The organism is Chryseobacterium sp. HMWF035 (genome assembly GCF_003094695.1).
In the GTDB taxonomy this organism is placed as follows: domain Bacteria; phylum Bacteroidota; class Bacteroidia; order Flavobacteriales; family Weeksellaceae; genus Chryseobacterium; species Chryseobacterium gambrini.
The window spans coordinates 1-26,054 of record NZ_QEHP01000017.1 but is presented as its reverse complement, the minus strand read 5'-3'; the positions used below and the strand labels follow the sequence as shown (position 1 = coordinate 26,054).

23 protein-coding genes are annotated in these 26,054 nt (G+C 35.8%); 13 read left to right on the top strand and 10 right to left on the bottom strand.

Going from position 1 to position 26,054, the window contains the following annotated elements:
* The 4 genes from DD829_RS23450 to DD829_RS03275 form a co-directional block, all read left to right on the top strand.
* Positions 1 to 464 (top strand): hypothetical protein (locus DD829_RS23450; RefSeq protein WP_165814837.1); only part of this gene is annotated, 464 nt, incomplete at its 5' end.
* The gene (locus DD829_RS03285; protein ID WP_116547520.1) at positions 454 to 1,005 is read left to right on the top strand and encodes a hypothetical protein; all 552 of its coding nucleotides are present in this window, start codon (positions 454 to 456) and stop codon (positions 1,003 to 1,005) included. The genes DD829_RS23450 and DD829_RS03285, both read left to right, overlap by 11 nt.
* 144 nt (positions 1,006 to 1,149) lie before the next feature.
* Positions 1,150 to 1,884: a leucine-rich repeat domain-containing protein gene (locus DD829_RS03280; protein ID WP_185140299.1), complete on the top strand. Its 735-nt coding sequence runs from the start codon at positions 1,150 to 1,152 to the stop codon at positions 1,882 to 1,884.
* Positions 1,885 to 3,039: 1,155 nt separating this feature from the next.
* The gene (locus tag DD829_RS03275) at positions 3,040 to 3,849 is read left to right on the top strand and encodes a hypothetical protein (RefSeq protein WP_108409163.1); all 810 of its coding nucleotides are present in this window, start codon (positions 3,040 to 3,042) and stop codon (positions 3,847 to 3,849) included.
* 132 nt (positions 3,850 to 3,981) lie between these two features.
* Here the strand turns inward: DD829_RS03275 and DD829_RS03270 are convergent, their stop codons facing one another.
* The 8 genes from DD829_RS03270 to DD829_RS03235 form a co-directional block, all read right to left on the bottom strand.
* Positions 3,982 to 5,967 carry a urocanate hydratase gene (locus DD829_RS03270; RefSeq protein WP_108409162.1) on the bottom strand — a complete coding sequence of 662 codons (1,986 nt, stop codon included), beginning with the start codon at positions 5,965 to 5,967 and terminating at the stop codon, positions 3,982 to 3,984.
* Positions 5,968 to 6,194: 227 nt separating this feature from the next.
* Positions 6,195 to 10,397 (bottom strand): T9SS type B sorting domain-containing protein, encoded by a 4,203-nt coding sequence (locus DD829_RS03265; RefSeq protein WP_108409161.1) that lies wholly within the window; start codon positions 10,395 to 10,397, stop codon positions 6,195 to 6,197.
* Between the two features lie 202 nt (positions 10,398 to 10,599).
* Positions 10,600 to 10,893: a hypothetical protein gene (locus DD829_RS03260; protein WP_076394522.1), complete on the bottom strand. Its 294-nt coding sequence runs from the start codon at positions 10,891 to 10,893 to the stop codon at positions 10,600 to 10,602.
* 52 nt (positions 10,894 to 10,945) lie between these two features.
* Complete coding sequence (locus tag DD829_RS03255) at positions 10,946 to 11,920, bottom strand: 2-hydroxyacid dehydrogenase (RefSeq protein ID WP_108409160.1); 975 nt, start codon at positions 11,918 to 11,920, stop codon at positions 10,946 to 10,948.
* Positions 11,921 to 12,001: 81 nt separating this feature from the next.
* Positions 12,002 to 12,523 (bottom strand): hypothetical protein, encoded by a 522-nt coding sequence (locus DD829_RS03250; protein WP_108409159.1) that lies wholly within the window; start codon positions 12,521 to 12,523, stop codon positions 12,002 to 12,004.
* Positions 12,524 to 12,714: 191 nt separating this feature from the next.
* Complete coding sequence (locus tag DD829_RS03245) at positions 12,715 to 12,942, bottom strand: hypothetical protein (protein ID WP_116547519.1); 228 nt, start codon at positions 12,940 to 12,942, stop codon at positions 12,715 to 12,717.
* 65 nt (positions 12,943 to 13,007) lie between these two features.
* Positions 13,008 to 13,403: a DUF1801 domain-containing protein gene (locus DD829_RS03240; protein WP_116547518.1), complete on the bottom strand. Its 396-nt coding sequence runs from the start codon at positions 13,401 to 13,403 to the stop codon at positions 13,008 to 13,010.
* A gap of 169 nt (positions 13,404 to 13,572) precedes the next feature.
* The gene (locus DD829_RS03235) at positions 13,573 to 14,226 is read right to left on the bottom strand and encodes a protein-L-isoaspartate(D-aspartate) O-methyltransferase (RefSeq protein ID WP_076394516.1); all 654 of its coding nucleotides are present in this window, start codon (positions 14,224 to 14,226) and stop codon (positions 13,573 to 13,575) included.
* A gap of 157 nt (positions 14,227 to 14,383) precedes the next feature.
* Here DD829_RS03235 and DD829_RS03230 point away from each other — a divergent pair, with 157 nt between their 5' ends.
* The 9 genes from DD829_RS03230 (at position 14,384) to DD829_RS03190 (ending at position 22,487) form a co-directional block, all read left to right on the top strand.
* The gene (locus tag DD829_RS03230; RefSeq protein ID WP_108410638.1) at positions 14,384 to 15,346 is read left to right on the top strand and encodes a Gfo/Idh/MocA family protein; all 963 of its coding nucleotides are present in this window, start codon (positions 14,384 to 14,386) and stop codon (positions 15,344 to 15,346) included.
* Between the two features lie 39 nt (positions 15,347 to 15,385).
* Entirely contained in the window at positions 15,386 to 15,985 is a 600-nt protein-coding gene (locus DD829_RS03225; RefSeq protein ID WP_116547517.1) for a hypothetical protein, read from the top strand.
* Between the two features lie 259 nt (positions 15,986 to 16,244).
* Positions 16,245 to 17,966, top strand: coding sequence for a cellulase family glycosylhydrolase (locus tag DD829_RS03220; protein WP_108411066.1), 1,722 nt, complete (start codon positions 16,245 to 16,247; stop codon positions 17,964 to 17,966).
* A gap of 93 nt (positions 17,967 to 18,059) precedes the next feature.
* On the top strand, positions 18,060 to 18,497 hold the full coding sequence (locus DD829_RS03215) for a hypothetical protein (RefSeq protein ID WP_116547516.1): 438 nt from the start codon (positions 18,060 to 18,062) through the stop codon (positions 18,495 to 18,497).
* A gap of 58 nt (positions 18,498 to 18,555) precedes the next feature.
* Positions 18,556 to 19,431 (top strand): CGA/CIA family class A beta-lactamase, encoded by an 876-nt coding sequence (bla-A, locus tag DD829_RS03210; RefSeq protein WP_116547515.1) that lies wholly within the window; start codon positions 18,556 to 18,558, stop codon positions 19,429 to 19,431.
* Positions 19,432 to 19,462: 31 nt separating this feature from the next.
* Positions 19,463 to 19,876 carry a hypothetical protein gene (locus tag DD829_RS03205; protein ID WP_108411506.1) on the top strand — a complete coding sequence of 138 codons (414 nt, stop codon included), beginning with the start codon at positions 19,463 to 19,465 and terminating at the stop codon, positions 19,874 to 19,876.
* Between the two features lie 24 nt (positions 19,877 to 19,900).
* A complete protein-coding gene (locus DD829_RS03200) occupies positions 19,901 to 20,791 on the top strand; it encodes a 3-hydroxybutyryl-CoA dehydrogenase (protein ID WP_175608832.1) in 891 nt (296 codons plus the stop codon).
* A 101-nt stretch (positions 20,792 to 20,892) separates the two neighbouring features.
* Positions 20,893 to 22,209, top strand: a complete 1,317-nt coding sequence (locus tag DD829_RS03195) for a hypothetical protein (RefSeq protein ID WP_108411505.1) — start codon at positions 20,893 to 20,895, stop codon at positions 22,207 to 22,209.
* Positions 22,210 to 22,247: 38 nt separating this feature from the next.
* On the top strand, positions 22,248 to 22,487 hold the full coding sequence (locus DD829_RS03190; protein ID WP_108411504.1) for a hypothetical protein: 240 nt from the start codon (positions 22,248 to 22,250) through the stop codon (positions 22,485 to 22,487).
* A 47-nt stretch (positions 22,488 to 22,534) separates the two neighbouring features.
* Here the strand turns inward: DD829_RS03190 and DD829_RS03185 are convergent, their stop codons facing one another.
* Together DD829_RS03185 and pheT are read right to left on the bottom strand one after the other, a co-directional pair.
* Complete coding sequence (locus tag DD829_RS03185; RefSeq protein ID WP_087706307.1) at positions 22,535 to 22,945, bottom strand: META domain-containing protein; 411 nt, start codon at positions 22,943 to 22,945, stop codon at positions 22,535 to 22,537.
* 220 nt (positions 22,946 to 23,165) lie between these two features.
* Positions 23,166 to 25,568 (bottom strand): phenylalanine--tRNA ligase subunit beta, encoded by a 2,403-nt coding sequence (pheT, locus tag DD829_RS03180; protein ID WP_108410365.1) that lies wholly within the window; start codon positions 25,566 to 25,568, stop codon positions 23,166 to 23,168.
* Between the last annotated feature and the right edge of the window lie 486 nt (positions 25,569 to 26,054).

Sequence of the window (26,054 nt, the reverse complement as noted above, 5' to 3'; positions counted from 1 at the left end):
GTAAAGTAGACAGGTATGCGCCATACATCGATAAAGTTATAGGGAATTTATTTAAAAAGGGAGACAAAACTCATTATATACTCAATGTAGATAAACAAGATGACATCAATTTCAGAGATTTGAATAAATTAATGGATAATATAGAATATATTATTAATGAAATAAACACCGAATTTAATTTCAATGAAAATCTAGATGAGTTTTTTGTTAAAATAAATTTACAATCACCCGGTAAATTAGAGTTGATTAAAGCTGGAAAATCCCTAGCTATTTTAGCTTATCTGTTAAATCTAGTTTCTTGTGGAATTGATCCCAAAACTGAAAAAGATCCACAAATCAAGAGCATTGCAACTAAAATCCAAGGTAAACTGAATAATACAAAAACAATAATTGATACACTTGATATAGATACAGATGACTTAACTCAACCTTTTGCAAATAAAACTAAAAAAAATGGAAACTAGTTTTTTTTCAGGATCTGAAAATTTATATAAATATTTGGTTAGTATTGGCATTTTGATGTTAGTACTCACAATATATTATCCATTAAAAGAAAAGCAAAGTTTAGAAATTCTCAAGATTGAGTTATTAAAAGAATTAAAAACGATTGAATATTCAGTCACTAAAAATGAAAATAAAGCTATTCTTTTAAGTAAAAAAGTCAGTAAGAATGAAATAGACGAAAATCAAAAAAGTCAATATTTACAAGAAATCAAAACGAAACAAATAGAAAATGAAATAAATAAAATAAAAGCCGATGCAAAATTAGAAGAGATAGAAACAAGAAATAACTACATAATTTATTATAACATAATTATATGGATTTTTGCACCTTTAGGACTATTTTTAGTTGTTTATGGGTTTCTAAATTGGAGAAAGTCTAAAAAAAATGATGATGAGAAAGCAACAATAGAAAAAGACTTATTAAAATTAACTTTAGAAAGACAAACTCGTGAAAATTTGCGAGATATAAATTCTCAAGACAATGAAAGTACATCTCTATAAAATATACATCACAATCTCAATAATTTTTAAATCTACATTTTTCATGATATAAAACCTGCCTCACCGCAGGTTTTTTCATATCCATACCCTACGCTCAAATTTTCTATCTTTGAAAAGCAATTCTTAAGAAAAACGATAACCTTCATGAACAAAAGAATACAAAAAATTGAGAATCATGTTCAGGATAGAAATTCTGTGGCATGGAAGAAACTTTGTGAGTATATCGATCGGGTTGCCGAAGACGGGAGGGAAGAATTTTCGCTGGCGGAAGAACTTGGCTATGATCTTTTTTCTCAGATTCATACGCTTCCGGAAACGATTTCAAAGCTTAAAAAAGTAAAAAAAGTCCGGCTGTACGGAAGTAAACTCAAACGCATACCGCCTGAAATCGGAGAAATGGAATCGCTGGAATATTTTGAGGTCTACACTTCCTACGATTTGCACTGGTTTCCTTATGAGATCACCCACTGCAAAAATTTAAAAAGCAGTATAATGAGCACGAGAGCCGTCTACGGCAACTATAAAAACAGAATGGGCTTTCCGGATTTAAACCAAAACCCTGTCCGTTACTCAGGCGAAACCGTACAGTGCAGCGTGTGCCGCAAAACAATGAGTTATGAACAGACCAATCAGCTCTGGATCTCACTTTGGGTAGGAATCGATGTAATGCCTTTACTGGCGAATCTCTGCTCAGAAGAATGCACGAATGCATTGCCACAACCGCCGGAAAATTATATTCAGTACGCCCATAAAGGAAGTTCTGCCTTACAACAGCCACCCGATGAAAATGAACGTTTTGAGCAACAATTGAAAGAATATAAATTGAAGAAAATACGATTGAAACTTTGCAGGAAAAGGAAGTCCCGACGAACGAAATAAATACAGATGAACCGCCAAAACTGATCAGATTCATCAGAAAATACGGAGCGATAAGCGCTGAGACTTATTCTTTTCTAATCTATACTGCTGTCATTTTGAGCGAAACGAAGTGGAGCCGAAAAATCTCATATTAAAACATTCTTCATTGCATATTGCTTCGCAAAATTTCATTCTGAATGACAGTTTTTTAATATAACACATTAGTCACATAAGTTTAGTTTAATGAAATATTTAAAAGATCACATAAGAAGAAAATCAAAGATTTTCACAAACTAATGTGCTCTGATATAAAGCGTAGAAGTTATTTAAAATCTTATGTGACTAATGTGTTTAATAAAACTCTTATTTTTAATGTGTGACACTGTCATTTTGAGCGCAACAAAGTGGAGTCGAAAAATCTAAAATAACTGCATTTTAAAAGATTCTTCACTGCATAATGCTTCGCAAAATTCCATTCTGAATGACAGTTTTACTGCTTTAAAACATAACACATTAGTCACATAAGTTTAGTTAAATATTTAGAAGATCACATAAGAAGAAAATCAAAGATTTTCATAGACTAATGTGTTCTTATATAAAACTTAGAATTATTTTAAAATCTTATGTGACTAATGTGTTTAAAAACTTTTAGATTTCAATCTGCAACACTGTCATTTTGAGCGCAAAGAAGTGGAGCCGAAAAATCTCAAATAACTGCATTTTAAGAGATTCTTCATTGCATAATGCTTCGCAAAATTTCATTCTGAATGACAGTTTTACTGCTTTAAAACATAACACATTAGTCACATAAGTTTAGTTTAATGAAATATTTAAAAGAACACATAAGAAGAAAATCAAAGATTTTCATAGACTAATGTGTTCTGATCTAAAGCTTAGAAATTATTATAAAATCTTATGTGACTGATGTGTTTAAAAGCTCTTTCATTTAATCTGCAACACTGCCATTTTGAGCGCAACGAAGTGGAGTCGAAAAATCTTATATTAAAAGATTCTTCACTGCATCATGCTTCGCAAAATTTCATTCAGAATGACAGGAATAGTTTTGAAAAATAACCGTGAAAGCATTGTATTAAATAAAAGAATCTAAAAAGACTATCATTCATCACCCTTCTCAACTTTTCATTACATTTGTTCTCGCAATTCAATACAATAACCATGAAGTTACTTTCTTATTCTATGCAAAAAATTGTCATTCTGTTGTTTTTCGTTTTATCGGCATCTGTTTTCGGTCAGGATTATTTAAATAAAACCGAAAAATATGATGTGGAATTATTTAATTATTTAGACAGTTTAACGGTGGAGAAAAAAGTTTCTCTGGAAGAATATCTGAAGTTTTCAAAGCCTTTTTCGAAATGGGACATCCGACCTGTACAGCATGAGAAAATCTACGCGCTCGATTCGGTACGTACATCAAGTGAAATCTCCAATTTTTTCTGGGGTGGTTTTTCTCAGCGGTATGAACTGACGGAAAAGGATGCAGCGGAAAAACCGAATCAGTTTTTAAAACAAGGCATGATTGACGAGGACAGGTATATTCAGTTTCTGAAGGATCATTTTTCGGAGTTTAAAACACTGGCTGCACTGGTGGGAAAAAGCAGAAATTTAATTTATGTAAACCAGAGTTCTTTGCAAAGGGTAGATGGTATTTTTAAAGAAAACAATGGATACTGGTCTTATGTGATTCCGCAAAAATCGCCTTTCCCGATCTCGGCAAAAATAAAAGCGGAAGGGAATTACCGTTTCAGCTCGTTGCAGCAACAGATTCTTGAACAGATGAAGAAGGTAAATATTTATTCGATTGTAAAAACAGACTTGGGAATGTTCTTTCTTCTGGACGGATTTTCAGATAATTCTTACGGCTATTATTTTTCCCCATCGGGAATGCTGGAAAACAACAATCACTTGTTTGAGATCATGAGTTCCCGGAATATCAGCGACGGATTTTACTATTATATTGCGAATTAGGATAACTAAAATTGAGATCATTATTTCTGAAAAACATTTGATCGAAACACAACAGAATATACCTTATATCAAAAAATTAGTAAAACTTTGTCAAAGTTTAAGAACTTTGACAAAGTTGATTTCATTTCTAAATTAAAAAAGATTCTCATCTACAAAATTCGGAAGCGTTACTTTCAGATTCGGCTCCATTTCCATGGCTCTTTTGATAGCGAAAACAGCACCTTCATTTCTTGCCCAGCTTCGTCTTGAGATTCCGTTGTTCACGTCCCAGAACAGCATGGATTTTAATCTTCTGTCGGCATCATCGCTTCCGTCCAGCAACATTCCGAAGCCGCCGTTAATCACCTCTCCCCATCCTACTCCGCCTCCGTTATGAATCGAAACCCAGGTTGCCCCACGGAAACTGTCGCCAATCACATTATGGATCGCCATATCTGCCGTAAATCTGGAACCGTCATAAATATTGGAAGTTTCTCTGTACGGCGAATCTGTTCCGGAAACATCGTGATGATCTCTTCCCAAAACTACGGGTCCGATTTCTCCGTTTTTAATGGCTTTGTTGAAGGCTTCTGCAATTTTCATTCTTCCTTCTGCATCGGCATATAAAATTCTCGCCTGCGAACCGACCACCAGATTATTTTCCTGTGCTCCTTTGATCCACTGGATATTGTCTTTCATCTGCTGTTGGATTTCTTCAGGGGAATTCTGCAGAATTTCTTCTAAAACCACACACGCAATATCATCTGTTTTCTGTAAATCTTCCGGCTTTCCGCTCGTACAAACCCAACGGAATGGCCCGAAACCGTAATCGAAACACATCGGTCCCATAATATCCTGCACATAAGAAGGGAATTTAAATTCTCTTCCCAACGTAGGATTTTCTGCCATTACATCAGCTCCGGCTCTGGAAGATTCCAGCAAGAAGGCATTTCCATAATCGAAGAAATAGGTTCCTTTTGCCGTATGTTTATTGATGGCTTCTGCGTGTCTTCTTAAGCTTTCCTGAACTTTATCTTTAAACAGTTCCGGATCTTCCGCCATCATTTTGTTTGATTCTTCAAAGCTTTGTCCCGCAGGATAATATCCTCCCGCCCAAGGATTATGAAGCGAAGTCTGGTCTGAACCGATGTCGATTCTTAAATTCTCCTGATCGAATTTTTCCCAGACCTCAACAATATTTCCCAGATATGCCAGAGAAACAGATTCTTTATTTTCCTGCGCCTGTCGAACTCTTGCAACTAATACGTCAAGATTTTCATGAATTTCGTTCACCCACTTCTGCTCGTGACGGATTTTGGTAATTTTCGGATTGACTTCGGCACAAACGGTAACACAGCCTGCAATATTTCCTGCTTTTGGCTGCGCGCCGGACATTCCGCCTAATCCTGAAGTCACGAACAGTCCGCCTTTCGGATCTTTATTGATTTTTCTGAACGCGTTCAGTACCGTAATGGTTGTTCCGTGAACAATTCCCTGCGGACCGATGTACATATAGCTTCCCGCAGTCATTTGTCCGTACTGTGTAACGCCCAAAGCATTGAATTTTTCCCAGTCGTCTGGTTTTGAGTAATTCGGGATCATCATTCCGTTGGTTACCACTACTCTCGGCGCATCTTTATGAGAAGGAAACAATCCCATCGGATGACCTGAATACATGACCAAAGTCTGCTCGTCCGTCATTTCAGAAAGGTATTTCATTGTTAAAAGATACTGCGCCCAGTTGGAAAATACTCCCCCGTTTCCACCATACGTAATCAGTTCATGAGGATGCTGCGCTACGGCATAATCCAGATTGTTCTGAATCATCAGCATGATGGCTTTTGCCTGCTCGGATTTTCCGGGATATTCAGAGATTGGTCTCGCTTTCATCTCATAATCCGGACGGAAACGGTACATATAAATTCTTCCGTATTTCTCGAGCTCTTCCCTGAATTCCGGCAGTAATTCGGCATGAAATTCTGGCTCGAAATAACGCAAAGCATTCTTCAGTGCCAATTTTTTCTCTTCTTCTCCTAAAATTTCTTTACGCTTCGGTGCATGATTGATGTTGGTTTCGTAAGGTTTCGGCTGTGGCAAACGGTTGGGTATGCCCTGCTGTATCTGTTGTTGGAATGTCATGTATTTGTTGATCGTTGTTAGTTTAGTAGATTTATTTTTGTGGTTTTAAAGATATTCAAATTAGAAAATTCCTGCAACTAATGTGATAAAATTTGAAACAACATGAAAGATTCCCCTCCTCTGGAGGGGAATTTCCATTATGGATAATTCGAAGGTTTAAGATTTTCAAAAATAAAAAACCTCACTGAAAATTTCAATGAGGTTTAGTATGAAAGGATTTTTTAGATTTAATTATGATTTTTAACCACAACCCATCCGGTAAATGTTCTGCCGTCCGGTATGGTAATTACATACCAGTAACTTGCGGTTGGAAGCACTCTTCCTTTTATCATTCCGTCCCAATAGAACTGGGTATTTGAATTCTGTTCAAAAATCAGCATCTGATAACGGTCGAAGATTTTAAGGTTAGACATTTTTGTTCCGAATACCTGAAGATCTTTAATTACCCAATGGTCATTAAGTCCGTCACCGTTTGGTGTAATTGCATTGGTGATATCCAGTACCAGACCGTCTTTTTTAACGATACAGTCGCTGTCGGCAAATCTCACATAGAATGTGGTAATTCCTGTCGGTAAATTATTGAAACTGTTGCTTGCCTGCCAGTTTATACCGTCTATAGAATATAATATTGTTTTTGAGCCTGTAGCATAAATCATCACATTATTACCGCTAAACTGAATGCTTGTAATAACAGGAACTTCATAATGTTTGATTTCGAAAGTCTTGGTGTAAGAACATCCGTTATCTGCTGTCACGGTTAATGAATAAGTTCCTACCGTGTTAATTCCTGTAATTGTATTGGTGGTAGAGATGGTCTGCCCTGCAGGATTAGTCCATACATAACTTACAATGGTGTAATTGGTAATGTTTACAGAATAACTGCTCAGTGAGCCTTCCGGACAGAAATACAATGTCGGAATATCAAAAATAGGCGTTTTCTTCAGTGAAAGCTGAATCTGTACAAGATTCGAGCAAAATCCCGGAACGCTTACTTTTACATAAATGGTACTGGAACCAGAAACCTGATTATAAAGATAAGCTGACGGATTGGCAATGGCATTGGTTCCCGCATTAAGATCTGCTAATGAAGCATAATACGTAAAGGTAACGTTTGCGCCATTGTAAATCTGTGTCTGGAACTGTGTTAAATTGACCGTTTCAGATCCGTCATTTCCGATATCACAGGTTGCTAAAGGGAAAGGTCCGTTGTTCAGTAGGGTTACTTTATTTCCGTAAGTAAAGGTTATGGTTGCAATATCGTTACAGCCCGGAATATTCTGCACATTCACCCACATCTGTGCAGGGAAAGGATTGGCTGTAAAGTTGGAAGGATTGGCAATAGGATTGGTTCCGTTCTGCGCATCCTGCAGGGTAAGATAGAAGGTGAATGTATTCGCAGGATTCGGTGCATCAACCATTAAATTGGTAAAATTCAAAAGGTTCACTTCATAACTTCCGTCGAGATTTTCATCACAAACTGAAATGGTAGAATTGATGGCTTTCGGAGGGAAATACGTATTCAGCTCAATTGACGCTACGGAATAACATCCTGTTGTGTTCACCTGAAATCTTGCCCAGACCTGAACGGTCGAAATATTGGTTGTAACGGTATTTCCGATCTGGTTGGCAGGGTTTCCTGCATTGGCTTCCGCCTGTGTATTATAATAAGTAATGGTGATATTCGATAAAGGATAGGTGTTCTGAGCAGGAATAAACATCTGAGAAGTAGCATCACTCAACTGAAAGGTTTCACTTAAATTAAAATCTTCATCACATTTGTTTAATACCGCATTGTTCAGAACTACAGGAGGTAAGAATGACATCTGAATGGTTAATTTAACGGCTGAAAAACAATCGTTATTATTAAATTTAACCTTTACATAAACTGTTGCAGTTCCTCCGGTAACCACAAATTGGGTAGGGTTTGTAATTTCATTGGTGAAAATGTGTGTCACCGGATCATAGTTCAGATAATACGTGAAATTCACATTGGAACTTGTTGTAATCTGGCTTTGTGCCTGTGTAAGATCATAGATTTCCGTATTGTCATTATTGTTGTCACAAATATTAGTCAGGTTAACCGTTACCTGAGGATTTACAGCAGGTGTAGAAGTTAATCCTACGGTGAAAGGATAAATCTGCTCACAGTTATACGAGTTGATTTTCACAAAAAACTGCTGTGTTCCGGTGAAGGTAACGTTATTCACAGGATTGTTTCCGCTTGCAGCGTCCGCAGCAGTAAGGTAGAAAGTTACCGCAGCATTCTGGCTTCCGATCATCGCAGATGAAAATTGAGATAACTGTACATTTTCTGTATTATCATTATTAAAATCACAAACCGTAAAACTGGACTGTTCGATCACCGGATGAACGAGATTGATCGTGATAGGTCTTATGGTATAGCACGAATCTGAAATTTCGAAACGTACATAATACGTCTGCGTAACAAAATTTCCATTGGTCGTGATGATCTGATTCGGGCTTATAGGATTTATTCCGAAACTTGCATCGGGATAATTTGAATAAAACTCTACCACAGGAACTGTTGCCGGAGAAACCAGCATCCCGTTTGAAAGGGTATTTAAATTGATACTGATGTCATCCGTTCCGTTAAAGCAGATGTATTCTGTTTTAGAATTCACCACAATTTTATTAAACGTAACATTCAGATTTACGGTAGCAACCGCAATACATCCGTTCGGAATCTGAACTCTGATAAAAATAGTGTAAGTTCCTTCATGCACGGTACTTAAAACTCCTCCTGAACCTGTAAGTGCCTCATTGTAGGTGGCGTATGCGGTAAAAACAGCTCCCGGTTGTGATGAAATCAGCGGTCCGAAAGTTAAAGGAAAATCAAAAGGCTCTGCATCATCATTGTTGATATCACACGTTGAGTAGTTATAGTTAATCGGAGAATTGAGATTAACTCCCGGTTTGAACTGAAAAGTGACCGGACCTAAAACATAGGTACAGTTTCCTTCCTGCAATCTTACCCAAACCGTTGTACCTGCCATTACATTGATGGTGCTGATTGCATTGGTGTTGTTCTGAGCATTTGCCTGTGTTGCAAAATAAGAAATTCCTGTAGTTCCGGGTGGGAAAAGTTCAGGATCCAGAAACGATAAATTGTAGTTCGCTTCTACTCCATCGTTATTGGTATCACAAATCTCAACTGTATTTTTGAGTAAGCTTTTCGTCTGTAAATTTAACGTTAAAACAGCAACTCGGTAACAGCCCGGAACATTGGGATTCTGAATTCTTACATATAAAACCGTACTGGCTGTTAAAGTATAATTATTCGGCAGCGGACTGACGTTATTTTGGGCATTCTGCAAGCTTGTATGAAAGCTGAACACAAAATTCGCCGGATTTTGTGTAGTCACATTTCCCTGAAAGCTGCTTAAAGTAAGGTTTACGGGAGTGTTTCCGCAATAATCCTGAGTGAAATTTTTAGCCGCCGGATACGTAGGATCAAATGTTAAAGGAAAATCATCTGTTAAAGTTAGGGTACTGGTTCCACAGGTATTAAATACCGCAGTTGCCGTATACACTTCATTCTGGGTAGGGCAAATTGTTGCCTGAATTCCTGTAGCAACCGTCTGTCCTGCGGAATTTGTCCACGTTACATCCGGTTGAATGGCATTTCCAAGCGGATTAAATCTATATCCTTCCTGCAAAGCCTGCCAAACGCCTGTATTTCTGTTGGGAGGAGAAACACCGAGTGTTCCGTCTGCATTAATTACCCCGATTAAAGCATTTTCAAATTTTCTTGTCGGACACGGCGTTGGTTTTTTATCCACGAAAACCTCAATCACATTTGTGGTTTCATGCAGAACAATCTGTGAGGAAGCTCTTTCTGTACATCCTGCAATTCTTCCTTCATAAAAACTGATTACGAATTTTCTGTAAGGAGCAGTTCCGATGGTGGAATAATATATTTCGGAGGGATCATTTGCCGAAAAAACCATGTCGTTGTACACTCCGAAAATAGAGTTTTTGGGAAGACTGACGTTGGGATTCTGCCACTGAACATTGGGATAGTTGATGTTTCCCAACTGGCTCAGATCAAAAGTAACCATTCCGTTCGAGCCGACAACCAAGGCATTGAAATTCTGATTGTAAAAACAGAACTGAAAAGGCAGATCCAGTTTGGTAGGAAAAGCATCATCGTAATTGGCATTAAGCGGAGTTCCCTGATTCAGAGCTATCGGAGGAGCAAAAGCCTGTGAAACGACTTCATAATTTGTGGTCTGCTTAATGACAGGATACTCCACATGAAGATCAATACAGCCGTTTGCATTAAGACCATTGGTACAGGTAACATTAAAGCTCTCGTTGCCGACTGCGTCTTTGATGATGATATTTCCGGGAGTTTGGGAAAGCCCGAAAACACTCATCCATACGAGGATAAATTGTAAAGGTTTTATCATAATCAAGTTTTCTTTTAATCACTATTTATTGATAAATTTACTACTTTTAGCAATACAATTATCAATAGTAAACAATTATTTACATGGTATTCATAACAAAATTATTCATAAGGTTAGAATACAATAATTTACAGTATAAATGTAAACAAAAAAAACCTTGCCTGAACAGCAAGGTTTACAATTATTTGATACTGAGTTGATATTACGTTAAAACATCGTCATTTTCCTCTTCATGATCGTCATCATTATCGCTTAGACTCCAGTAATTATTTTCTTCGTCTTCACTCCCGATTTCTTCCATTTCATCATCATCTTCCACTCCGGGAATATCCAATCCTTTATCCAGTTTGTCATCATCATTTTTTTCATTAAAAATTGGTTTTCCGTTTCCGTCTAAGGAAATATGCTCTTCCTGATTAAAAATATCTTCACTGGATTTATACTCTCGCTGTTCCAGTCTTCTTTCCTGTTCCTGTTCGCTGTTTTCGGGTATCATAATACTATTTTTTTGGTATTGTATACAATTAAACAAAAATAGTTCCATAATCTTAACCGTAAATTTCCGGATTTACACAGGCAGGCATTTTTTCTCCTTTCGAAAATGCGATAAGATTTTCAGCCGCCAGTTTCGCCATACCGTTTCTTGCTTCTTCCGTTGCAGAGCCAATGTGAGGAAGCACACAAACGTTAGAAAGCTCTAAAATAGGATCGTCTTTAAAAATAGGTTCAGGATTTGTGACATCAAGTCCTGCTCCCCAGATTTTGTGCTCGGAAAGTGCATCATAAAGATCTTTCTGATGATGAAAGCCTCCTCTCGCGGTATTGATGAAAATTGCATTTTTCTTCATCCGATCGAAAACAGAAGCATTAAAAAGGTATTTCTGCCCTGGTTTGAAATTAGCATGAATGCTCAGAACATCGGCTCGTTCAATAAGCTCATCAAAAGAAACATATTGGGCTCCCAAATTCTTTTCTGCTTCTTCATTGCGGTGACGATTATGATAAATAATATCCATCTCAAAAGCAGCTTTGGATTTTTTTGCCATTTCGTACCCAATTCTTCCGAGACCAAAAATACCGAGCGTTTTTCCGTATAATTCCTGACCTAAAGCGTGCAGCGGATCAAAATCTCCCCAGTTTCCGGATTTTACTTTTTCAAAATTATAACTTGCTCTTCTTGCAACCGACTGCATCAGTAAAAATGCAACATCTGAAGTGGCTTTGCTTAAAACATCAGGCGTATTTCCGACCGGAATTTTTCTTGCACTTGCCTCCTGAATATCCACATGATCAAAACCTACGGAATACAAAGCGATCGCCTTAATATTTGGGCATTCGTTGAAAAAGTCTTTATCGAATTTAAACTCTCCTCCCACGCTTAAAATTGCATCATTGCTTTTGCAGTAACTCAGCCATTCTTCGTGTGAAAGATTTTCATGTTCAGGAATGAATATTTCAAGATTGGCGTCTTTAAGAAGCTGCATTCCTGCTTCAGGAATTCTTTTGTTGATGAATATTTTCATAAATCTTATTAGTTGAAAACTTTTATTAGTTAACAAAAAACAAACCACTCAAGAAGAACAACTAATAAGAAGGATGAAATTTTATTCTTTAACTACAGCTTTTTGCATTAAATATCTTCCTTTTTGAATTAAGTAAATTGGAGTTCTTAAATTTTCCTTAAAAAAATTAAATGTCTGTTGTGCTCTGTCGTTATAAAACAATGTAAGTTTACCGTTTTTAAGAGTGTAAGTTCCGCGAAGTTCTTCATATTGTTCTGTAGAGCTATTGAGATCAGTGAAAGAAAAACTACCATTCCTGTCAAAATACATAAAAATATTTTCATTTTCACTGTCTACCCAATATCCAAGTAAATTATTAATGTTAGAAACGGACGGATCAGAAATTTGCAGAGATTGTTGTTCTGCTGATACGGCGTCATTTTTAAGTCTTTTAACATCTGTAGCAGAGACTGAATCTATTTTTTTTAGTTTTAAAATTTCAAGATTTAATTCTTTCTCTTTCAACTCAAGCTCTTTTTCTTTAAGTTCAAGTTCCTTTCTTTTAGAGTCGTTACAGGATAAAGTTGACAGAGCAAGTAAAGCTCCTAAAAATAATTTGCTCATAATTATCAGTTTTTAATTTTTAAATTTAAAAAATTTAATGGTTAAATTCGGTATTGAACAAAATTATTTAAAACATTAGCAACTAAATAATTATTAAATACAAAACTCATTGCATAAATAAAAAACCTCACTTTTCACAAGCAAGGTTTTTCAACTTTAATATTAAAAATTATACTTTAAATTCATTTTTTCTAAGATTCGGATGCCAGTTCTTCTATTTCCTCCCAGATTTCCAAGGCAGATCTTCTTACTTTTCTTTTCGGTTCCGACTTTTTAGCTTTGAAAGTGTTTATCTGAAGATTATTTCCGGATTCTTTTTTATCCTGATTACCTTCCGCTCTGTTTCGGAAATTCATTTTAAAACTGTTCTGAATATTACTGAAATCTTGTAATATTTTAAATCTTTTGGTATTCATCATATTAAGATTTTAGTTAATTAGACAATTATGACTATTCAATTTTCGTTCCGAATTTTGAAGAAATATTATTTTTGAATTAAAATTAATTCACCTTTCCTCTTCACTATATTTTTATAATCCCACTGAATGGTTTCCGATTTTTTTAAAGCTCTTTTCAGATCTTCTTCATTAATTTCTGAGACACTATTATAAAAAACAGACGCATCCTGAAATTTTCCTCCATGAACGTTCAGAAATTCTTCATTGAAAGATTTGCCGCTCCAAAACATCAGTCTTATTCCTTTTTTTTGTTTACTGTATCCTGTAATCGGATTTCCGTCTAAAAACCAGACAGGATGAGAATGCCAGATTTTAGATTCAGCATCAATAAGATTCTCACAGATAATTTCAGAAAGTCTTTCGCAGATTTCCCGATCGGATTCCGCTTGAGAACTGTTATATTTTGAGATTTCAGAATTCATTTTTATTTTTTAATTCTTTAAAATTAAAAAATTTATTCTGTTTTATTTTATGTGTTGAAGCAAGTTTGGGCTAAAGCAAAATTGAATGAATTTTTACTGCCCGAAAAGGTATTCTTCAATTTATTTCTGAAAACGGTCTTACCCTTCATCCATCCCAATTAAACAAACATCACTGATTGGTATTTCCAAGCATCGGAACAAATTTATAAGCCCCGAATTCCTCTTTTTCAAATTCGGTCTGTGAGATTTTTGTAAATCTGTATAAAACCTGCTCATCGGTTGGTCCGAGAGGAATGACCATTTTTCCTCCGACTTTAAGCTGTTTCAGAAGTTCGGTTGGCAAAACGGAAGCGCCACAGGTCACGATAATTTTATCAAACGGAGCAAAAGTAGGAAGTCCGGCAAAGCCATCCCCGAAACTCTGAAATTTTGGATATAAATTCATTTCACGGAGTTTCTTTTTCGAAAAATCGAAAAGATCTTTTTGTCGCTCAACCGTGTAAACATGGGCTTTCATTGCCATTAAAACGGCGGTCTGATAGCCACAACCGGTTCCTATTTCCAACACTTTTTCTCCTTCTTTCACCTGCAGAAGTTCAGACTGTTCGGCAACGGTTGAAGGATGCGAAATCGTCTGATGCGCAAGAATAGGAAAAGCACGGTCTTCGTAGGCAAAATCTTCGAAAATACTTTCAATAAAAAGGTGTCTCGGAACTTCATTCATAGCTGAAAGTACGTTTTCATCCGAAATCCCGATTCTGTTTCGGAGATATTCCACTAAAATCTTTCTTTTTCCTTTATGTACAAACGAATCTTGCGCCATTACAGATAGTAGTTATTAGGTTGCAGGTAACAGTTCGCACAAAAATATGAAATTTTGTCGGGGGTTAAAAACTGTTGCACGCAGTTTTTAATTTTCTGATAGGGGTCTACGTACAACCAACAACAAATTGTTATATTTACAGAAATTTAATACAGCTATGTTGAAAGCAGGTTTGGTAGGAGCCGGACATTTAGGAAAAATACATTTACGACTTTTAAATCAGTCAGATAAATACGAATTCATCGGTTTCCACGATAAAGACGTAGAAAACGGCAAGAAACTGGAAGCGGAATTCGGGTACAGATATTTTGAGAATTTTGAGGAATTGCTGGAGCAGATCGATATGCTGGATATTGTAACGCCCACCATTTATCATTACGATTATGCGCTAAAAGCAATTGAAAAAGGTCTGCATTTTTTCATTGAAAAACCTGTAACCCAAACTCTTGAACAGGCGGAAGAAATTCTTCAGAAATGTAAGAAAAAAGGCATCAAAGCTCAGGTGGGACACGTTGAAAGGTACAATCCTGCGTTTATTGCAACGAAAGAGTACATTAAGAATCCAATGTTTATCGAGATTCACCGCTTAGCAGAATTCAATCCGCGCGGAACAGATGTTTCTGTGGTTCTGGATCTGATGATTCATGATCTGGATATTTTATTAAGCATTGCTAAATCTAAGGTTAAAAATATTCATGCAAGCGGCGTTTGTGTGGTTAGCAAAACACCGGATATTGCGAATGCGAGGATTGAATTTGAAAACGGCTGTGTTGCGAATTTAACGACTTCCAGAATTTCGATGAAAGCGATGAGAAAGAGCCGTTTCTTCCAGAAAGATGCTTATATTTCCGTTGATTTTCTTGAGAAAAAAGCGGAAGTGATCCGCATGAAAGATGCTCCTGAACACCCTACTCCATTCGACATGATTATTGAAAATGCAGATGGTGAGAAAAATCAGATTTTATTTGAATATCCGAATATTCAGCCGAATAATGCCATTCTGGATGAGCTGAATTCTTTTGCAGATTCTATTACTGAAGACAAACACGTAGAAGTTTCTATTGAGGACGGAACGGAAGCGCTGAAAGTTGCGTTGGAGATTATGAAGTTGATTTCTTAATCTCCAAAGTATTATACAAATAAAAGAATTATTTCATTTATGAAAAAGGGAATAATCTTAATTTTTAGCTTTTTAATCTTAGCTTTTTTCGGATTTTATATCTATAAAAATAATTATTTTATTCCTGAAAGTCAAGAAAATATTTACCAAAGACGAATAAAAATTTTTGAAAAAACAATAAAAGAATTTGAAAATTCCAAATCTGGAAGAATTGATCTGACAAGCACTATAATTCTTCGTTGGAGAATTAAAGATTTTAAAGCGAGTGAAAATGACATTGAATATTGTGAAAACGAATCTCAAAATGTAAAATACATCTGCGAAATTAATAATGAAGATTGGTATGGCTCAGAAACAAAAACTGAATTACCAAAAAACGAATTAAAGTCTCTTGCGATTTTCATTGATGGGAAATATATTAAATTAGATGTTTCACAAATGTTTAATCCAAATTTTAGTGGAGAATTAAATAAAAGTCAATTTCAAATTAAAAAGTTTAAACATTACTATCTACTCTTTGGCTTTTTCTCTGATGGCGCAGGAACATACACCGCTCATTGGAAAATTCAGAATGAAAAAGCTGAGAGAATAAAAATATCTAATAATGATGAAGACTTTCAATGGCAAAATTTTAAATAAAACTTATTAAAAACGGGCTAAAAACCCGTTTTTTTATGCCTAATTGGCTTTAACCAAACTTATCATTTCATCGAAACAGTACTAATTTTCTCATTCATCCCGATCCGGATGTGCACCATACAATATTCGTAATCATCATTATTTTTTTCAATTCAATTTCTGTTTTTAATATTATTCAACATATTTTAAATATATTTGCCATTATTCAACAATAATTTCTTTATAACAATCCCTTAACAATTCAATAATTAAAATCACTATGAAAAGAGCCATCCTATTATCCGCTTTTTTATTGTCTCAATTTGGGACATCACAACTTTTAAAAACACAAGGTGAAAAAATTATTAATGATAAAGGTGAAAACATTCAGTTGCAAGGTCTTGGCTTGGGAGGATGGATGCTTCAGGAAGGATATATGCTGAAAACGGCCGACTTTGCAGGTCCACAATACAAAATTAAGGAGAAAATTGCTGAACTTATTGGTGAAGACGGAATGAATGAGTTTTACAAAGCTTATCTGAAAAACGGAATTACCAGACAGGACATTGATTTTCTGAAAAAAGCAGGATTTAATTCGATCAGACTTCCAATGCATTATAATCTGTACACTCTACCGATTGAAAAAGAATCTAAAAAAGGAGAAAATACATGGCTGGAAGAAGGTTTTAAAATGACTGATGATCTTCTGAAATGGTGCGCGGACAATAAGATGTACCTGATTCTCGACCTTCACGCAGCACCGGGCGGACAGGGAAATGATGTGAATATTTCTGATAACGACAAATCGAAACCTTCTCTTTGGGAAAGTGAAGAAAATCAGAAAAAAACCATCGCACTATGGAAGAAATTAGCCGAAAGATATAAAGATTCTCCATGGATTGGCGGTTATGACTTAATTAACGAACCAAATATCAATTTTACAGGAAAAAATATAAACGGAACGGATGAAATGTCGAATGCTCCGCTTTGGAAGCTTCAGAAAGAAATCACGGAAGCGATTCGTACTGTTGATAAAAAGCACATGATCATCATTGAAGGAAACGGATGGGGAAATAATTATAACGGTATAACGCCGCTTTGGGACAATAATATGGTCTTCAGTTTTCATAAATACTGGAATAATAATGATGACGCTACGCTGAAATTTGCGCTGGATTTAAGAGAGAAACACAAAATCCCGATCTGGCTGGGCGAAACAGGCGAAAATTCAAATGTATGGTTTACAGAGCTTATTCAGCTTTTGGATAAACGCAACATCGGTTACGCATTCTGGCCAATGAAAAAAATCGATAATATCGCAGGAATTACCAACGTAAAAATTACTCCGGAATATCAGAAATTATTGGATTACTGGAAGAACGGAGGTGAAAAACCATCTAAAGAATTTGCCAAGAAAGCTTTGATGCAGATCGCCGAAAACTATAAATTCAGCAATGTGGAAGTTAAAAACGATGTGATTGATGCGATGTTCAGGCAGACAAAAGACGGTTCCACAAAACCTTTCAAGAATCTTCAGGCTCCCGGAAAAATATTCGCAACAGATTATGATCTGGGAAGAATGGGTTCTGCTTATTCGGATAAAGATTTCATTAATCTTTGGGTGAGCGATCCTGCAAAAAGATCGGAATGGAATTCAGGAAATCAACTGAGAAATGACGGTGTTGACATTTACAGAACAAAAGACAATGAATATTACGTCGGAAAAACGGAAAGCGGAGAATGGCTTCAGTATACCATCAACTCAAAAGCAGATAAAACGTATACTTTCGACATAAAATATGCAAGTGAAAACGATGCAAAAATCAGGATTGAAGATGCTTCAGGAAAACTATTAACCACCGTTTCATTAGCTTCAACAGGCGGAAATGAAATTTGGAAAACGGCTTCTGCAAAAGGAATTCATCTTAAAAAAGGAGAAAATAAAATCAGAATTTATTTCGAAAATGATGGGGTTAATCTGAATTATTTTGAAGTGAGATAAGAAAAATAAATTAGTAAGTATTTTTTCATTTAAGCTGTCTAAAAATTTTAAATATTATAGATTATTTAAGTATTTTGCAAAAAAATAAATTACATGGAAAAATCTCCTTTCGAACAGTTTGAAGAGCTGAAAATCGACATTGTGAGCAGATCATTTCTTACAGAAATTGCGAAATGGGCAAATTTTTTAGCCATTTTAGGTTATGTAGGATTAGGATTAATGATCCTTGCTGCGGTCTCTATTATTATTGTAGGTTCGTCTGTAAGCATTGGACCTATAGGAAGCGGAATTTGGATTTCGATAATTTATATCCTTTTTGCAGGAATATACTTTTTTCCTATAACTTATTTGTATAAATTTTCATCAAATATGAAGATTGCTTTGCGTACTAATGACCAAAAAAGTCTTACCAACGCTTTCGAATATTTAAAATCACATTATAAGTTTATAGGTATTATTACAATTATAATTTTAGGATTCTATATTCTTGCAATTGCTGGCGCAATTATGACAACCTTAGGACAGGCTTAAAATATATTCATAAATTAAATCCTTCTTTTTTAAGAGGGATTTGTTTTAAACAAATATTATGAAAAAAATCACCTTATTATTTCTTTTGATTTCGGCATTTGTTTTTGCCCAGAAATCCTCTTTAGAAACGCAAATCAACTCCATTATTAAAAATAAGAAAGCAATGGTCGGAATTTCCGTTCTGGGATTCGAAAACGGCTTTACGTACAATAAAAATGCTGATAAAAAACTTCCGATGCAGAGTGTTTTCAAGTTTCATATTGCTGCTGCGGTTTTAGATTATGCAGATAAAGGAAAACTTTCTTTAGATCAAAAAGTTTCACTTAATCAGTCGAATTTACATGAAAATACGTGGTCGCCTCTTCGCGAAAAATATCCAAATGGCGGTATTGTTCCTTTAAGCGAAATTATTGAATACACCGTTGCTAAAAGTGACAATAACGGCTGCGATATTCTTTTAAAATTATTAGGCGGAACGCAGGTTGTTCAGAAATTTATGAATATTAAAGGGGTGAAAAACTTTCAGATCAAATACAATGAAGAAGCGATGCATAAAGACTGGAATGCACAGTATGAAAATTACACCACCATGAATTCCGCGGTTGATGTGCTGAAAAAGTTTTATGACGGAAAATTATTATCAAAAAAATCAACAGATTATCTGATGAAAGTAATGCTTTCCACTTCTACTGGAATAAATAAATTAATTGAACAGCTTCCGAAAGATACGCCTATCGCAAGAAAAACGGGATCTTCCGGCAAGAATAATGCAGGTTTAACGGGTGCTGAAAATGAAATTGCGATCATCACTTTACCGAATGGCAAGCATTATGCAATAGCTGTATTTGTCAGTAACTCAACGGAAACAGCCGAAGTGAACTGCAGAATGATTTCAGACATTTCAAAAACAGTCTGGGATTATTTTAATAAGTAAAAATTTAAGCTTAATTTTAAAACCATTAAAAATGAAAAAAATAGTATTATTAATCGGGTTATTCAGTTCAGCAGTATTCTTTGCACAGAAGAGCGAAAATTATCTGCAGGTAGGATATCACAGCATTTGCTGCGGTACACCTTCGGCTAAACCTGTGATGGATTTTATTAATCAGTTTCAGAAAAAAAACAAAATAAAAAATTTCGAAGTGTACAAACAAAGCGGTTTGGGAAGAGAAGGTGAATTTAACATTTATATCGGAACAGATACATTCTCCAGAACCCAGAAAACCAAATTTGTAGAAGGACTGAAAGCTGCCATTGATACTCAGAACCAGATGAAAAAACCGAACAGAGACGGGAATGTGAGTTTTGATGAAACAACGACGGTAAAAAAAGCAGATCTTTCCAATGCACGAAATTTAACTTTAATCAACAGCAAATAATTAAAACTTAAATAAGGAAAAATGATCAAAAACATTGTAGTTATCGGAGCCGGAACCATGGGAAATGGTATTGCGCACACATTTGCACAAAGCGGTTTTAAAGTAAATCTTGTAGATGTATCTCAAGAAGCTTTAGACAGAGGTCTTAAAACCATTACCACCAATCTCGACAGAATAATTGCAAAGGGAAACCTTACCGAAGAACAAAAAGCGGAAACTCTAGGGAACATCACCACATTTACAGCACTTCAGGATGCAGTTGGATCTGCCGATCTTATTGTGGAAGCGGCTACTGAAAATCAGGAATTAAAGCTGAAAATTTTCGGACAGATGGATGAATTTGCACCTGAAAACTGCATTTTGGCAACCAATACTTCGTCTATTTCGATCACTAAAATCGCTGCGGCTACCAAAAGAGCCGACAAGGTAATCGGAATGCACTTTATGAATCCGGTTCCCATCATGAAACTGGTTGAAATCATTAAAGGCTACTCCACTTCCAAAGAAACGTTCGATGCGATCTATGAAATGAGCAAAACGCTTGGAAAAGTTCCTGTAGAAGTAAATGATTATCCGGGATTTGTAGCCAACAGAATTTTAATGCCGATGATCAACGAATCTATCGAGACATTATACAACGGCGTTGCAGGTGTTGAGGAAATTGATACGGTAATGAAGCTGGGAATGGCGCATCCGATGGGACCGCTTCAACTTGCCGATTTTATTGGTCTTGATGTTTGTCTGGCGATCTTAAACGTAATGTATGACGGTTTCAAAAATCCTAAATATGCTCCGAATCCATTGTTGGTAAACATGGTAATGGCAGGAAAATTAGGGGTAAAATCAGGCGAAGGTTTCTATGATTACTCCGAAAGCAAAAAAGCGGAAAAAGTAGCGAAAATGTTTTCAAAATAAAAAAAGTGAATTGTGAACGGTAAATTGTGAGTTTTTTGGAATTCAATTTTAACTCTGATTAAGATTGACTGGCTTTGCAAAATTTACTAATTTCACAATCCATGAAATTTAAAGAAAAAAATATTCAGATATCAATGGTCATCATTACTTTAGTGATGACCATTTTGCGTTTTCTGCTTAATGAAAAAGGGCGTGTAAATCCGGATTCGATCCGTTATATGAGATTTGCGCACGTTTTCCCGACGATCGATAATACCACGACTCCTTTAGGATATCCTTTAGCAATAAAATTTTTTACGTTTTTCGGGTTTGATGAATTCTGGGGAAGTAAAATCGTAGGAGTTTCCGCGTTTCTATTCATCATTTATTTCACTTGGAAAAAGAAGTTTTTCTTCAGAGAATCCGTTGTTTTATGTGCTTTATTCAGCTTCCTCTCCATTTTCTCCTATACCATGAGCGAACCGCTGATTTTGCCGTTTGTTATGGTATTTTTATATGTTTCCACATTAATTATTGAAGGAAAACTAGAAAAAGGAAAAGCTGTTTTTTATCTTTCGTTAAGCCTTATTGCATTGTATAACATAAGATACAGCGCTCTTTTCATCATGGGCGGAACCGGACTTTTCGGATTGATTTTTTGGAAAAGAAAATATTCGGGAATATTTATTATTTCAGGAATCATCGGAGGAATTTTTGTGGTTTTGTATAAATTTCTTTTTATTGATTACTTTAACGAAAACTATGTCAGTCAATTTCTGGAAATCGGTCTGCATCCTACCTCTAAACTTCTTGCTGAATTGTTTCAGGGATTGTGTACCACTTTCAACCCATTTATTCACATTGCAGATCCGGGAGGCGGAATGATTAATTATGCGATCTACGGAATCGGCTTTTTAAATATTCTTCTGATTGTATTTTTGTTTATTAAATATAAACTCTCAGAAACGGAGGCATTTTATATTTTTGTAAGTGTTTTCGGGATGATCTGCTCGTATTTTATTCAGTATTTTTATTCTGTGAATGCGATTGATTACAGATTAATGGCTCCTTTCAGTCTTCCGGTCTGGCTGGTTTATTTCAGGAAATTATTCATGGTTTTTGAAGTTAAAACATACGCTTTAAGCTTTTTAAGTCTGCTTTCCGGAATGTTATTTACATGGCTTTCCAAAGGCAATTATCTTGAAAACAGAAAGGAAATGAGACAGTTTCTGCAATCTGAAAAAATGGAGAAGATTCCGCTGAAGTTTTATCTTGAAACAGCAGAAGATCTTGACAAAATACAGGTTGCCGAACTGATGAGTACCATCAACCCGAATATTACGTTAACTTTCAAACCGAAAGATACGCTTCAGAAAACAACGTTAACAAGGTATAAAGTTTTACAAAAAATAAAGATTGACAAGAACAAATACCAATAATTTTATTATCTTTGATTTAAAGTTAAAACATTAAAAAAATGAAATTACCAAAGTTTTTATTAGCAGATAATTCGGAATTTCCAGAAGATTTATTCGTGGTTCATACAGAATATCCAAGATTTATCTTAAACGTTGAGGAAGAAGAAGTTGAGTGGCTGGATGATTTGGAAGGTGACGACGAAGAAACAATGGCAGACGAGGCTACAAAAGTGGTAGAAGCTGCGTTTAAATGGTGTGATGAAGAGTTGGCTAAGTACGACGAAGAAGATGAAGATTAATAACAATTTAAACATAAAAAAGGAACTCGATTGAGTTCCTTTTTATTTTATTCAGCTTTATTGAATTTTAAAAGTAAAAGATTGTCCTGATACAATTCCAGAACATTTCCGGTTACTACATATTTATTGGCTTTTCCTACCATATCCATAAAGTTTTTTTCTACACTCATGTTATCGCACGCCATTCTTGTAGAACCTAAAGCTCCCGCAGAAAAATTTCCCATAGAAGGATCTACTTTTGCCGTTCCGAAGTAATTGTTGCATCCCGCATTACCACTGATTTTTTCTCCTTCAATATTCAGGGTGGGAATTTTCCCTTTCACATTATCAGCCAAAGCCCATTTTGTACCCGCAAGAGAAGGCTGTGCTTTTCCTACTTTGGAAGCAGAAGAGCTCGACATTGTTCCACATGAAACCAAAACTGCAGCAGTACATATACTTAAAAAAAGATTCTTCATTGTTTACTTTTTGATTTAAACCAAATTTACGGAATTATTATTATTTAAACGGGTTTCGGAAGATTTTATTATTCTTTAACACTTCAGATAAAATAGTAATTGAATATGATTTATCCGAATTTAATAAAACATTCAATCTTTAAATCGCTGTCAGTTTTAATTTTACCCATAAAAAAAACGGACAAATGTCCGTTTATATTGTATTCGAAAGGTAATTTTTTTAACCTCTTAATTCTGCATTGAATTCTTTCTGGAAAGATTTGATTAATGAATCCATTACCGCAGTAATTTCTTTTTCTTCCAATGTTTTCTCTTCGTTTAAAAGTTCGAAGCTCATTGCATAAGATTTCTTGCCTTCCGGAAGATTTTTACCTTCGTAAACGTCAAATAAATTAATATTTTTCAGGTACGGAGATTTATTTTTCTTTGCTGTCTGATAAAGATCTTCGTAATTCACGTTCTTATCAATCAGTAAAGCAAGGTCTCTTCTGATTTTATTGAATTTAGGAATATCTTTGAATTTCAATTGATTTTCAGAACGTAATTTCTGCGCAAATTCAAGTTCGATTTCAGCGTAGAAACATTCCTGCTCAATATCAAAATCTTTCAGCATCTGAGGAGCCACTTTCCCGATTCTTACCAAAGCTTTTCCGTCCACTTCATACGCCAAAGCATCAGAAAATCTTTCATCAGATAAAGCCACTTCTTTATAATCAATGGATAATCTTTCCAGCAAAACTTTTACATAAGCTTTCAGGTTATAGAAGCTTGTCGCAGATTTCGGCTGCAACCAGTTTTCTGCAACGTCTCTTCCGGAAACAAGGATAGCCAATTGCTTTCTTTCCTCGTATTGATCTCTCTTATGATAAATTTTCCCGAATTCGAAGAATTTTATATCCTGATTTTTTCTGTTGATATTGTAAATTGCATTCTGCAAAAGCCCTTCCAATAAAGACTTTCTCATAAATGCCAAATCGTTGCTTAAAGGATTTAATAATTTTACAGCATCCGTTTCATCTTTTAGCGAAGTCAATGAATTGTTCATTACTTCATTGCAACCTAATCCCTGTAACGTTCTTGCCCAGTTATTTTCAAGCTCATCCTGATCCTGTGCAGCCAGTTTTACCGGCGTAAACGAAATTTTCTGAGGAGCATCGATCTTATTGTATCCGTAGATTCTTAAAATCTCCTCGATAACATCAATTTCTCTTGTAACGTCTGCTCTGTAAGCGGGAACAGAAATTTCATACCCGTTCTGAATTTCATTTAAAACCTGAATTTCAAGGGCTTTTAAAATTTCCTTTACTTTTTCTCTGTGAATTTTGGTTCCTAAAATCTGCTCGATTTTTGAAAATCTGATGATGATATACTGATCTTCAATTTTCTTAGGATACTGTTCCAGCAATTCTCCCACCAGTTTTCCTTCAGTAAGTTCCTGAATTAATTTAATAGCGTGCGTAATTGCTGTTCTTGTAATATTAGGATCTACTCCTCTTTCGAATCTGAAAGAAGCATCGGTATTCAATCCGTGGAATTTTGCTCCTTTTCTCACCGCAACCGGATTGAAATAAGCACTTTCCAAAAAGATGGCAGTTGTTTCAGCAGAAACCCCTGAATTGGCACCTCCGAAAACTCCGGCAATGCACATCGGCGTATCTTTTCCGTCTTTGATGATGATTTCAGAACCGTTCAAAGTTCTTTCAACACCGTCTAAAGTGGTGAATTTTGTTCCTTCTTTTACTGTCCCTACTTTTACTTTTTTATCTGCAATTTTATCTGCATCAAAAGCATGAAGCGGCTGTCCGTAACCGTGAAGGATATAATTGGTAATATCTACAACATTGTTGATCGGGCTTAATCCGATGGCTTTCAGTCTGTCTTTCAGCCAAGCCGGAGAGTCTGCCACTTTTACGTTTTCAATCACCGCTCCGATGTATCTCGGGCATAATTCTGCATCTTCCACTTCTAATGTAAAATCGTGAGAGCCTTCGTTGTTCAGCGCAACGGAAGATACTTTTTCGAACTCAGATTTCTGTTTGTTTGTGGAAAGATAAGCGTGAAGATCTCTTGCAACACCGTAATGAGACATCGCGTCGGTTCTGTTCGGCGTTAAACCGATTTCCAGAACTTCATCGTTTGTTATTTCAAAGTAATCTGCGAAATTTTTTCCGACTTCAAACTTTTCTTCATCCAAAACCATAATTCCGCCGTGATCGTCGCTAAGACCCAATTCGTCTTCTGCACAGATCATTCCCTGAGAAACCTCTCCCCGGATTTTTGCTTCTTTGATCTCGAAAAAGTTTCCGGTTTTATCATAGATTTTTGTTCCTACAACTGCAACAGGAACGGTTTGTCCGGCTTCCACATTCGGAGCTCCGCAAACGATGTTTAAAATCTTTCCGTTTCCTACTTCTACGGTTGTCTTTTTTAATTTGTCTGCATTCGGATGTTTCTCGCAGGTTAAAACTTTACCTACAACAATTCCTTCCAGGCTTCCTTTTATGCTTTCAAATTTTTCTATCCCTTCAACTTCAAGTCCTATATCTGTAAGGAACTCACCGATTCTTTCAGTTTTCAGGTCCGTTTTGATATAATCTTTAAGCCAGTTGTTTGATATTTTCATCTGATAATTTATTATTTTTCAAGGTTAAAAGAAACCTTGCTTATTTTGAAAATTTTACTTGAATTTTTCGCGTTACAAATATCGTGTTTTTTTTAAGAAACAGAGAAATGTGAGAGAAACTTTAAGAGTTATTTAGCAGCTTTCTTTTTCCTGCCGGAGCAGCAAGGCATTGTCATTGCGAAGAGCGAAGCGACGGGGCAGTCTAAAAACCTTCTTTTTAACGTAAAAGGTCGCTAAGAAAAGAATTGTTAAATTTCGAATGTTTTTGTTCGCTAAGGCGTTCTGCTCAGCAAGTGACAGCGGAATTTAAATCTGTCATTACTGTTTCTTAAACTAAGCCTCGATTTCTACTTGTAGATGTATTCCGGAGATTACTTCTTCTCTTTGTTCATTGCAAAACGGCGGACTGCAATTCTAGCCCCGATTGCAGCTTTGTTTGAGCTCATTTACTTAGGAATCGGCTGCGGCAGCTTCGCTGCCGCAGCC